We start from the raw sequence: 11,135 nt of genomic DNA, 5'->3' as shown, positions 1-11,135 counted from the left end.
CCTCCCAGCATGACCCTCAACTTGTCCGTCGACGAAGTCCTCACCACCACCCGCTCGGTCCGCAAACGTCTCGACTTCGACAAGCCGGTCGGCCGCGAGTTGCTGATGGAGTGCCTCGACCTGGCGCTGCAAGCGCCAACGGGATCCAATTCGCAGGGCTGGCAATGGGTGTTCGTCGAGGACCCGGCGAAGAAGAAGGCGATCGGCGAAGTGTATCTGGCCAACGCCCGCGGCTACCTCAGCGCGCCCGCGCCGCAATACGGCGAGGGAGACACCCGCGGCGAGCGAATGGACAAGGTCCGCGATTCCGCGACCTACCTCGCCGAGCACATGCACGAGGCGCCGGTGTTGTTGATCCCGTGCATCGAAGGCCGCGAGGACAAGACGCCGCTGGGCGGCGTTTCGTTCTGGGCCTCGCTGTTCCCGGCGGTCTGGAGCTTCTGCCTGGCGCTGCGCTCCCGCGGGCTGGGCTCGTGCTGGACGACGTTGCACCTACTGCGCGACGGCGAACAGCAGGTGGCCGACGTGCTGGGCATTCCCTACGACAAGTACAGCCAGGGCGGGTTGTTTCCGATCGCCTACACGAAGGGCACCGACTTCCGCCCGGCCAAGCGGTTGCCCGCCGATCAGGTCACGCATTGGGACGCTTGGTAACTAGACGGCGCCCGGGTAGCCGTGCTGCCGCCAGGCCTCGTACACGGCGACGGCCGCCGCGTTGGACAGGTTCAGCGAGCGGCGACCGGCCAGCATCGGGATGCGCACCTGCTCGGTGATGTGCGCGTCGGCCAGCGTCGCCGCGTCCAGCCCGGTGGGTTCGGGACCGAACATCAACACGTCGCCCGCCCGGTAGCGGACATCGGCGAACGAGGTGGGCGCGTGCGAGGTGAACGCGATCACCCGGGCCGGCGTGAGTGCCGCCCAGGCGGCCTCGAGTGAGGCGTGAACGGTGACCGACGCGAGGTCGTGATAGTCCAGCCCGGCCCGGCGCACCTTCGGTTCGGACAGGTCGAAGCCCATCGGCTCGACCAGATGCAGTTCGCAACCCGTCGCCGCCGCCGTCCGGATCGCGTTGCCCGTGTTGGGGGCGATGCGCGGGGAGTAGAACATCAGCTTGAACACAACGCGATAATGGTCGCATGGTCGAGCAGAGCATCTGGATGCAGAAAGTCGCTGCCGATCCCGGACATTCGCACTGGTATATCGAGCGTTTCCGCGCCATGGCCCGGGCAGGGGATGACCTGGCCGGCGAGGCCCGGTTCGTGGACGCGATGGCGCCCCGGGGCGCCCGGATCCTCGATGCCGGTTGCGGTCCCGGACGGCTGGGCGGGTACCTGGCCGCCGCCGGTCATCACGTCGTCGGCGTCGACGTCGACCCGGCGCTCATCGAAGCGGCCGAGCAGGATCATCCCGGTCCGCGCTGGCTGGTCGGCGACCTCGCCGAGTTGGACCTGCCGGCCCGGGGCATCGCCGAACCGTTCGACGTGATCGTGTCCGCCGGCAACGTCATGACGTTCCTCGCCCCCAGCACCCGGGAGCGGGTGCTGGGCCGGCTGAGGGCCCACCTCAAGGGCGACGGCCGGGCGGCGATCGGCTTCGGCGCCGGGCGCGACTACGCGTTCGCAGCCTTCCTCGACGACGCGGCTGCTGCCGGCTTCACACCGGATCTGCTGCTGTCCACCTGGGATCTGCGACCGTTCACCGATGAATCCGATTTCCTCGTCGCGGTCCTCCGGCCGGCCTGAAACCTTGGCGGGCGCGTTTGCCAGAGTCGTCCGGTCGTGCGCGGTTCCACCTTGGAGGGACCTGTCTGCTCAGTAACGATTCTGGTGACCTGGGCCGCGGGCTGTCATACTCGTCGGATTGCCACGTTGACGCGCTCGCGCCCATCTGGCGTGGTACGGGTGGAAAAGCAGGAAGTCTCATGAGCCTCTCGAATTCTCGAGCGCTGACCATCAGCGCAGCGGCCGGTCGCACGGCCGTGGCGACGTGACCATGTTCGCCCGCCCGGCCAACCCGGCCGAGGCGGCCGCCTCAGAGTCCCCACAGCCGCACGCAACCGCCTCGGCGCCGGACAAACGCCCGCCGACCTGGTCGCTGAGCAACTGGCCGGTCCGGTGGAAAGTGCTCGCGATTGTGCTGGTCCCGCTGCTGCTGGCGACGGTGTTCGGGGTGTTGCGCATCGAGGGTGCGATGGCGAACTCGGGCGGCCTGCGGCTGGCTGCCGCCCGCGCCGACGTGGTCCCGGTGGTCACCAAATACATGTCCGCCCTGGACGTCGCCCTGCTGGCGGGCAGCACCGGGCGCGATGTGGAGGGGGCCAAGAAGAACTTCGAGGCGCGCAAGTACGAATTGGAAACGCGGCTGCGCGACACCGACGTGAGCGCCGAAGTGCGGTCGGGAGTGAACAACCTGCTCGACGGCGGTCAGATGCTGGTGAACAAGGCGTCCGACAACGGCCTCGGTTTGCGGGAGCGGGTGACCCTCTACGCCCCCATCCTGTTGACCGCGGAGGACGTCATCAACGCGTCGGTGCGCGTCGACGACGAGAAGATTCGCGCCAAGACCGAGGGCCTGAGCCGGGCGGTCGGGGCGCGCGGACAGATGACGATGCAGAAGGTCCTCGTCACCCGCGGAGCCGACCTGCCCGAGCCGCAACTGCGGACCTCGATGATCACCCTGGCCGGGACCGAGCCGTCGACGCTGTTCGGGATGAGCGAAGTGCTCGGCGCCGGATCGCCCGAAGCCAACACGCTCCAGCAGCAGATGGTGGCCCGGATGGCGATCATGTCCGATCCGGCCAGCGTGCTCGTCGACAACGCCGACCTGCTGCGCTCGATACAGACCACCGACGACATCGCCGAACAGGTCATCAAGGACGCCACCGCGTCGGTGACCAAGTCGGTGCACGCCCAGGCCGCCGACAAGCGCAACGCCGCGATCCTCGACACCGTCCTGGTGCTGGCCGCGATCGTCATCGCGCTGGTCGTGGTGTTGCTGGTGGCGCGCGCCCTGGTTCGGCCGCTGCGCATCCTGCGTGACGGCGCCCTCAAGGTGGCCCACACCGACCTCGAAGAGGAGGTCGCCCGGGTCAAGGCGGGCGGCGCCGAGCCGACGCCGCAACCGCTGCCGGTGTACACCACCGAGGAGATCGGCCAAGTGGCCCACGCCGTGGACGAACTGCACACCCAGGCCCTGTTGCTGGCCGGCGACGAGGCCCGGTTGCGACTGCTGGTCAACGACATGTTCGAGACCATGTCGCGGCGCAGCCGTTCGCTGGTCGACCAGCAGCTGTCGCTCATCGACCGGCTGGAGCGCAATGAGGAGGATCCCGAACGCCTGGACAGCCTGTTCCGGCTGGACCATCTCGCCGCCCGCCTGCGCCGCAACAGCGCCAACCTGCTGGTGCTGGCCGGCGCGCAGCTCGCCCGCGATCAGCGCGACCCGGTGCCGCTGTCGACGGTGCTCAACGCCGCGGTGTCCGAGGTCGAGGACTACCGCCGCGTCGAAATCGCCGGGCTGCCCGACAACAGCACGCTGATCGGCGCGGCCGCCGGCGGCGCCATCCACCTGTTCGCCGAACTGATCGACAACGCCCTGCGCTACTCGCCGCCCTCGACACCCGTGCGGGTCTCGGCGGCCCGCGGCGGCGACGGGGGAGTTGTGGTGCGGATCGCGGACTCCGGCCTGGGCATGAACGACGCCGATCGCCGCATGGCGAACATGCGGCTGCAGGCCGGGGGCGAGGTCAGCCCCGACAACGCCCGCCACATGGGCCTGTTCGTGGTCGGCCGGATCGCGGCCCGGCACGGCATCCGGGTGGGCCTGCGCGGCCCGGCCCCGAACGAGACGGGTTCGGGCACCACCGCGGAGATCTACCTGCCGCCGACCATCCTCGAGGGCGCGGGCCGGCCGGTCCGCGCCACGCGGATCCGGGCGGTTTCGTCGCCGAGTTCCGCCGAACCGGCCGAGGAACGCAAGCCCGAGCCGGTGATGCAGCAGGCCACCGAGGAGTCCACACCGCCGGTCACGCTGCTGCCCCGGCGAAATCCCGGTTCCAGCGGCATCACCGAGGTGCCCGCCGACGACCAGCAGTCCCAGCGGCACCGGCGCGAACTCCCCACACCGTGGTGGGAGAGCGGCACCCCGGCGGAGCCGGATCCCAAACCCGCGCCGGCGCGGACCGCGTCGGACACGTCGGCGTTCTTCGCCGCGCGGTCGCGGGAGGCTGACAAGCCGACGGGCCCGGCTCCGAGCGCGCCCGTCCAGTCGGTCCCGGCCGCCCCCAAGAGCGCCACCGCCCCGGCCGATGACGACGTGATCTACCGGCGGATGCTGTCGGAGATGCTCGGCGATCCGCACGACCTGGTCAACAGCCCCGACCTGGACTGGCAGTCGGTGTGGGACCGTGGCTGGACGCTGGCCGCGGCGGCCGAGGAGAAGCCCGTCGAGTCGCGCACCGCCGAGCACGGCCTGCCGGTCCGCACGCCCGGCGCGCGGCTGGTGCCCGGGACGGCCAATTTGACGGGCCTGCCCGATCAGGACCAGCCGGCCGACGAAGGCCAGGGCAGCAACGGCGGCTCCCACTCCGCCCGCGAGCCGCAGCACGCCGCCGCGGCGCGCGATCCCGAGGCCGTTCGCGCCTCCTTCAGTAACCACTTCGGCGGCGTGCGCACCGGCCGGTCGCACGCCCGCGACACGACTCAAGGGTCCGATCCGGAATGACTTCACCTGACAATCTCCCGCTGGACTGGCTGGTGACGCGGTTCGCCCGCGAGGTCCCCGGCGTGGCCCACGCCCTGCTGGTTTCCGTCGACGGGTTGCCCATCGCCGCCAGCGAGCATCTCCCGCGCGAGCGCGCCGACCAGCTGGCCGCGGTGGCCTCCGGTTTGGCCAGCCTCGCGACGGGCGCCGCGCAGCTGTTCGAGGGCGGCCAGGTGCTGCAGTCGGTGGTCGAGATGCAACACGGCTACCTGCTGTTGATGCGCGTCGGCGACGGCTCGCATCTGGCCACGCTCGCCGCCACGTCGTGTGACATCGGTCAAATCGGCTACGAAATGGCCATCCTGGTCGAGCGTGTCGGGGGCGTGGTGCAGTCCACCCGCCGGTCTGGCGTCTCGTGAGCCGCGATGGACGAACGCGAGCCTCGGCCGGCCACACGTAGAGGGAATTTGGTCCGCCCGTACACCCTGACGTCCGGACGGACCGGCACCGACGTCGACCTTCCGGTGGAAGCGCCGATTCAGACGCTGCAGGCCGGCCTCGCTTACCGGTGGCCACCCGATGACGCGAAAGGCAAGATCATCCAACTCTGCGTGGACAGTCCATCGGTCGCGGAAATCTCTGCCCGGCTGGATTTGCCGCTCGGCGTCACGCGCGTCCTGGTCGGCGATCTGGTTTTGTCCGGCTACCTTCGGGTGCATAGGACGTTGTCCGAGCGTTCGACCAGGGATGAGCGCCACGAACTGATAGGAAGGACGCTGCGTGGCCTTAAGGCACTCTGAGGCGCACTCCGAGATGTACTCCGATTCCGCCCACGCCTCGACGAAGATCGTCATCGCGGGCGGGTTCGGCGCCGGCAAGACGACGTTCGTCGGGGCGGTGTCGGAGATCATGCCGTTGCGCACCGAGGCGATGCTCACCGACGCCTCGACCGCCGTCGACGCGCTGGAGGCCACCCCGGACAAGCGGACCACCACCGTCGCGATGGACTTCGGCCGGATCACGCTGGACGAGGACCTGGTGCTCTACCTGTTCGGCACGCCCGGGCAGCGCCGGTTCTGGTTCATGTGGGACGACCTGGTTCGCGGCGCCATCGGGGCGATCGTGCTGGTCGACTGCCGGCGCCTGGAGGACAGCTTCGCCGCCGTCGACTTCTTCGAGCACCGCAACCTGCCGTTCCTGGTCGCGGTCAATCAGTTCGACGGTGCGCCGCGCTACCCCGTTGCGGAGGTGCGCGAGGCGCTCACCTTGCCCGCGCACATCCCGATGATCACGATCGACGCCCGGGATCGCCGGTCGGCGACCGACGCACTGATCGCGGTCAGCGAATACGCTCTGGCCAGCCTGCCGGCCAATTGACTGGGTTGGGAAGCGGCTCGATCGCCACCGATCGCCCCTTCCGGGGCCACGACTTCACCGACGAGGACCTCAGCCGGTGGCAGACCGAACGGGTGGCGTTCGGGATCCCTCGTTGTGGCGAACCGCGTCGCTGGCGGGCGCCCGCGTAGACGTCGGCCAGGCGGTGGCCTTCGCGGCGACTCAGGGCTTGTGCCTCGACGGCTGACCGGCTCAGTGCTTGAGCCGGATGCGCCACCGCACCAGCCCGGCGTAGGCGATCGACAACGCGGCGAGCATGCCCATGTCGAACAGCCAGGTGGCGGTCGTGTGCTGGAAGTGGCTGTCCCGCGGGCTCTGCGGGCCGGGCGCCACGGTCCACAGGTCGACCGTCGACGCCTGCGCCGCGTACCCCCACCGGGAGGGCACCGCCCAGGACAGCTGGTCGAGGAGCATTCGGTTGGTGACCGGCACCATCCCGCCGGACAACACCATCTGCATCATGAGCGACACCACCAGCAGCGGCATGATCTGCTCGTTGGAGCGCGCCAGCGCCGACAGCAGCAGGCCCAGCATGGCGGCGGCAACACACGTCGCCGCGACGGCGACGAACAGCTCGAGCGTCGCGTTACCGAGCAACACGGCCGGCCGCTTCGGGGTGCCCTTGCCGATTATCACGATGGAGGTCGCGATGGCCGCCTGGACGACGGCGAACACGCAGAACACCGCGATCTTGGCCAGCAGGTAGGCCGTCGTCGACAGCCCCACCGCCTGCTCCCGGCGGAAGATCGGGCGCTCGCCGATCAGGTCGCGGATCGTCAGCGCGGTTCCCATGAACGCCGCGGCCATGGTGAGCAGCGTCAGGATCGTCCCGGCCTCGCCGGCCGAGTCGCCCGTCGGGTCGGCGTAGCCGAAACCGGCGTGACCGGGAACGGTCAGCGACAGCGCGCCCATCACGAACGGCAGCAGCGCCAGGAACACGAAGTAGGCGCGGTCGGAGACGACCAGGCGCACCTGGCGGCGGGCGACGGTGGAGAACTGGCGCCGCGTGCTGGTGCGTGCCGGGACGCCGAGGTCGGCCGGCGCCTCCGTCTCCGCGGGGGCCGGGGGTTTGTCCTGCGCCAGGAAGCGGCGATTGGCCTCGTCGGGATCGGCGCCCACCTTCGCGAAAATCTGCGCCCAGTTGGTGGTCCCCATAGCCATCCCGATCTGATCGGGCGGACCCAAGAAGGCCGTCTTGCCGCCGGGCGCCATCAGCAGCACCTGGTCGCAGACGTCCAGGTAGGTCAGGGAGTGGGTGACCACAAGCACCACCCGGCCCGCGTCGGCCAGCTGGCGCAGCATCGTCATGACCTGAAGGTCCAGCGCCGGGTCCAGACCCGAGGTCGGCTCGTCGAGGATCAGCAGCGACGGCCCGGTAAGCAGTTCGAGCGCCACCGAGGCGCGCTTGCGCTGCCCGCCGGAGAGCTTGTCCACCCGGGTGTTCGCGTGCTGCGTCAGCCCCAGCTCGTCGAGCACCTGCGCGACGACCTCTGCCCGGTCGGCCTTGGTGGTGTCGGGCGGCAGCCGCAGCTCGGCCGCGTAGCCGAGGGCCTGGTTGACCGTGAGTTGCCGGTGCACGACGTCGTCCTGGGGGACCATCCCGATCCTGGTCCGCAGCGACGCGTACTCGGTGTGGATGTTGTGGCCCTCGAACGTGACCAACCCGGAGGTCGGGGTGGCGTACCCGGCGATCAGCCGCGACAGCGTGGTCTTGCCCGCGCCGGACCCGCCGATGAGCGCGGTCAGCGTGCCCGGGCGGGCCGTCAGCGAGATCTTCTCCAGCAGGTTCTTGCCGTTGACGCTGAAGTCGACGCCGCGCACCTCCAGGCCGCCGGTGCGCGCGGCCGCCTCCTGGCGGCGGACCAGGATGCCGCCGGAGAACACCAGGTCCACGTTGCCGATGGTCACCACGTCACCATCGGACAGCACCGCGGACCCGGCCTTGACACCGTTGACGAAGGTGCCGTTGCTGCTGTTGGCGTCGTGGATCTCGGGGCCCGCGGACGTCGGGATCAGGAATGCGTGGTGGCGCGATGCCAGCACGTCGTGGATCACGATGTCGTTGTCGAGTGCGCGACCGATCCAGGCGGCGCGTCCGGGCCGTTCCGTTGCCCGTTCGGAATCGGGGCCCAGGTTCTTCACCCGCGTGGTCGGGAACTCGGCCACCTGGCCGCTCACGCCGATCTGGGTCGGCTGGTGCAGGTCGGGCTGCCCACCGGATTGCGGCACCGAGCGGGTCGCGGCGTCCGGGCGGACGATCGGTACTGCGGTGGTGCGGTGGGGGCCCTCCCATGGGCGCGCGCGCGGTTGCTGCGCCGGCGGTTGCCGCGGCGGCGCGGGTGGTCGCTGGCCGCTCGGCTGCGCGCGCGCCGGCTGCGCGTCGCTGGGCGGCGTGATGACCGGGATCGACTCCGTGGTCGGCGGGAGCATGCCCACGGCGCCGGTGTGGTGGCCGATCTCGAAGGTGATCCGGGGGCCGTCGGGCTTGCCGATGTTGATGGTCTGGCCGTCCTCGATGTCGACCAGCGGCACCCGCTGGCCGTTCGCGTATACCCCGTTCAGCGAATTGTTGTCCAGCGCAATCCATTTGCCGCGGTCGAAGCGCAGCAGCAGGTGCGAGCGGGCGACCAGGGGGTGCGCCACCCGCAGGTCCGCGCGCAGGTCGCTACCGACGACCACGTCGCGGCCGGCCGCGAAGCTGCCCTTCGATCGGTCGGATCGAACAGTCAGCACGAGCTCCGCGGCTTCAGTCATCTCAGCGTTTCAACCGGATGTGCCATCGGACGAAGCCGGTGTAGGCGACTGACAGGACCGCGAGCATCGCCATGTCGAACACGAAGATGTGTTTCGAGTGCTGCCAGATCGGGTCGTTGGTCGGGATCTGTTTGACCTTCACCAGCGACGGAAAGTCGATCGACGAGGCGCCCGCGGCGTAGCCCCAGCGGGCCGGTGTCAGCCAGGCGAGCTCCTCGAGTCCGAAGCGCTGATAGACCGGAATCATGCCGCTGGAGAACACCAGCTGCGACATGATCGACACCACGAGCAGCGGCATGATCTGTTCGTTGGACTGCGCCAGGGCCGACAAGAGCAGGCCGAGCATCGCCGACGCCACACAGGTGCCCGCGACAGTGACGAACAGCGAGAAGGTGGAGTTGCCGAAGAACGGCGGGTGCGCCGTCGGCGCGCCCTTGCCCAGCCGCACGATGATGGTCGCGATCGCCGCCTGCAGCGTCGCGAAGACGCAGAACACCGCGATCTTGGCCAGCAGGTAGGCGGTGGTGGACAAGCCGACGGCCTGCTCCCGCCGGAAGATGGGGCGCTCGCCGATCAGGTCCCGGATTGTCAGCGCGGTGCCCATGAAGACCGCGCCGATGTTCAGCAGCACCATGATGTACTGCGGTTGCGTGGGCGCGGGGCCGAGCGGGTCGGCCGGGCCGAGGCCGGGGTGGGGACCTTTCACCGTCAGCGACAGCGCCCCGATGAGGAACGGCAACACCGCCAGGAAGATCGTGTAACCCCGGTCGGATACGACGAGGCGAACCTGGCGCCGGGCGATCGTGGACAGCTGCCGCCACAGGTCGGTCCTGGGTGGTTCGCCCAGGTCGGCCGGGCTTTGCGGGGAGGGCGCCTGAGACTGCTGCTGATTGCGCTCCTTGAAGCGGCGATTGGCCTCGTCCGGATCGGCGCCCACCTTCGCGAAGATGTCGGCCCAGTTGCGGGTGCCCATTGCCGCCTCGACCTGATCGGGCGGCCCACAGAAGGCCGTCTTGCCGCCCGGGGCGATCAGCAGGATCTGGTCGCAGACTTCCAGGTATGAAATCGAGTGGGTCACCACCAACACCGTGCGGCCGGCGTCCGCGAGCTGGCGGAGCATCAGCATGACCTGACGGTCCAGGGCCGGGTCCAGCCCGGAGGTCGGCTCGTCGAGTAGCAGCAGCGAGGGCTGGGTGAGCAGCTCCAGCGCGACCGAGGCGCGTTTGCGCTGGCCGCCCGACAGCTTGTCGACCCGGGTCTCGGCGTGCTTGGTCATGTCGAGTTCTTCGAGGACCTGGGCGACGACCTGGGCCCGCTCGGCTTTGCTGGTGTCGGGGGGCAGCCGCAGCTCGGCGGCGTAGTTCAGGGCCTGGTTGACGGTCAGTTGGCGGTGCACGACGTCGTCCTGCGGGACCATCCCGATCCTGCTGCGCATCGACGCGTATTCGGCGTGGATGTCGTGACCCTCGAAGGTGACGCTGCCCGAAGTGGGGCTGGTGTAGCCGACGATCAGGCGCGACAGCGTGGTCTTGCCGGCACCCGAACCGCCGATGATGGCCGTCAGCGTCCCGGGCCGGGCGGTCAGCGAGATGTGGTCGAGCAGCTGCTTTCCGTGGTCGACGGTGTAGCAGACGGAGTTCACTTCCAGGCCGCCGGTGCGCGTCGCGGCCTCGGTGCGGCGGAGCAGCTCACCGCGGGTGAACACCAGGTCGACGTTTCCGATGGTGACCACGTCGCCCTCGGTCAACACCGCGGACCCCACTCGCACGCCGTTGACGAAGGTGCCGTTGACGCTGTGCGCGTCGCGGATCTCGGTGCCCAGGGGCGTCTGGGTCAGGAATGCGTGGTGGCGGGACGCCAGGACGTCCTGGATGACGACGTCGTTGTCAGTGGCACGGCCGATGGTCAGCGCGCCGGAAGGCTTCTGCAGCCCCCCGGATCGCGAAGGCCGGAGCGCCTGGAACATCTTCGTGGCCAGGTTCGCCACCTCGGGCGGCTTGGCGCTGGTGGGTGACATCCGGGTTTCCGGCGCAGGCATCTGCGAGGGCGGCTGGAAATTGGACGGCGGCGCCGGTGCGGCGGGCGGTGGGCCGGCTGCCCGGCCGCCGCCGGCATACATCGGTGGCCCCGGCGGGGCGGGGCGTTGCCCGGGCGCGGGGTGCGGGCGCCGTGGCGGCGACGCCCAGTTGGGCGGGCGGCCCGACGGTGCGGGCGGCCACCGCAAACCGAGTCGATGGGCATTCCGGCCGCCGCTCACCCGGGCGGGACGGCGTGGTCCGCCGCAC

At 70.0% G+C, this 11,135-nt stretch carries 9 protein-coding genes and 2 pseudogenes; 8 read left to right on the top strand and 3 right to left on the bottom strand.

All coding sequences use genetic code 11. From position 1 onward, the window contains the following. The first annotated feature begins 9 nt into the window (after positions 1-9). Entirely contained in the window at positions 10-654 is a 645-nt protein-coding gene (locus A5678_RS12675) for a nitroreductase family protein (RefSeq protein WP_068042778.1), read from the top strand. Here A5678_RS12675 and A5678_RS12670 read toward each other — a convergent pair whose 3' ends face one another. Beyond that, entirely contained in the window at positions 655-1,119 is a 465-nt protein-coding gene (locus A5678_RS12670) for a tRNA (cytidine(34)-2'-O)-methyltransferase (RefSeq protein ID WP_068042776.1), read from the bottom strand. 17 nt (positions 1,120-1,136) lie between these two features. Here A5678_RS12670 and A5678_RS12665 point away from each other — a divergent pair, with 17 nt between their 5' ends. From A5678_RS12665 to A5678_RS27905, 6 genes and pseudogenes are all read left to right on the top strand, one after another. Further along, positions 1,137-1,742 (top strand): bifunctional 2-polyprenyl-6-hydroxyphenol methylase/3-demethylubiquinol 3-O-methyltransferase UbiG, encoded by a 606-nt coding sequence (locus A5678_RS12665; RefSeq protein ID WP_068042774.1) that lies wholly within the window; start codon positions 1,137-1,139, stop codon positions 1,740-1,742. Positions 1,743-1,992: 250 nt separating this feature from the next. Next, positions 1,993-4,722 (top strand): ATP-binding protein, encoded by a 2,730-nt coding sequence (locus A5678_RS12660; RefSeq protein WP_068042794.1) that lies wholly within the window; start codon positions 1,993-1,995, stop codon positions 4,720-4,722. After that, positions 4,719-5,120: a serine protease inhibitor gene (locus A5678_RS12655; RefSeq protein ID WP_068042772.1), complete on the top strand. Its 402-nt coding sequence runs from the start codon at positions 4,719-4,721 to the stop codon at positions 5,118-5,120. The genes A5678_RS12660 and A5678_RS12655 overlap by 4 nt, the downstream gene beginning before the upstream one ends. 6 nt (positions 5,121-5,126) lie before the next feature. Continuing rightward, positions 5,127-5,501, top strand: a complete 375-nt coding sequence (locus A5678_RS12650) for a DUF742 domain-containing protein (protein WP_068042770.1) — start codon at positions 5,127-5,129, stop codon at positions 5,499-5,501. Further along, positions 5,482-6,078, top strand: a complete 597-nt coding sequence (locus A5678_RS12645) for an ATP/GTP-binding protein (RefSeq protein ID WP_156746894.1) — start codon at positions 5,482-5,484, stop codon at positions 6,076-6,078. The genes A5678_RS12650 and A5678_RS12645 overlap by 20 nt, the downstream gene beginning before the upstream one ends. A 103-nt stretch (positions 6,079-6,181) precedes the next feature. Beyond that, a pseudogene (locus A5678_RS27905) lies at positions 6,182-6,283 on the top strand (hypothetical protein); the annotation flags it as partial. Positions 6,284-6,288: 5 nt separating this feature from the next. On the opposite strand, the gene A5678_RS12640 reads toward A5678_RS27905, so the two are convergent. Next, on the bottom strand, positions 6,289-8,850 hold the full coding sequence (locus A5678_RS12640; RefSeq protein WP_068042767.1) for an ATP-binding cassette domain-containing protein: 2,562 nt from the start codon (positions 8,848-8,850) through the stop codon (positions 6,289-6,291). Between the two features lies 1 nt (position 8,851). Continuing rightward, positions 8,852-10,831: pseudogene (locus tag A5678_RS12635) on the bottom strand (ATP-binding cassette domain-containing protein); the annotation flags it as partial. A 92-nt stretch (positions 10,832-10,923) separates the two neighbouring features. On the opposite strand from A5678_RS12635, the gene A5678_RS27900 reads away from it, so the two are divergent. Continuing rightward, the coding region (locus A5678_RS27900; RefSeq protein ID WP_231983655.1) for a hypothetical protein at positions 10,924-11,135 on the top strand (212 nt) is incomplete at its 3' end.

Origin of the sequence: Mycobacterium sp. E2733, assembly GCF_001667585.1 — a bacterium.
Classification (GTDB): domain Bacteria; phylum Actinomycetota; class Actinomycetes; order Mycobacteriales; family Mycobacteriaceae; genus Mycobacterium.
The sequence above is the reverse complement of the archived record's forward strand: the minus strand, read 5'-3'. Positions and strand labels throughout refer to the sequence as shown.

What these genes read in the sequence shown, in the direction of transcription:
- A5678_RS12640 (WP_068042767.1), bottom strand. Translation starts at nt 8,850, where the DNA reads ATGACTGAAGCCGCGGAGCTCGTGCTGACTGTTCGATCCGACCGATCG.
- A5678_RS12675 (WP_068042778.1), top strand. Translation starts at nt 10, where the DNA reads ATGACCCTCAACTTGTCCGTCGACGAAGTCCTCACCACCACCCGCTCG.
- A5678_RS12650 (WP_068042770.1), top strand. Translation starts at nt 5,127, where the DNA reads ATGGACGAACGCGAGCCTCGGCCGGCCACACGTAGAGGGAATTTGGTC.
- A5678_RS12655 (WP_068042772.1), top strand. Translation starts at nt 4,719, where the DNA reads ATGACTTCACCTGACAATCTCCCGCTGGACTGGCTGGTGACGCGGTTC.
- A5678_RS12665 (WP_068042774.1), top strand. Translation starts at nt 1,137, where the DNA reads ATGGTCGAGCAGAGCATCTGGATGCAGAAAGTCGCTGCCGATCCCGGA.
- A5678_RS12660 (WP_068042794.1), top strand. Translation starts at nt 1,993, where the DNA reads ATGTTCGCCCGCCCGGCCAACCCGGCCGAGGCGGCCGCCTCAGAGTCC.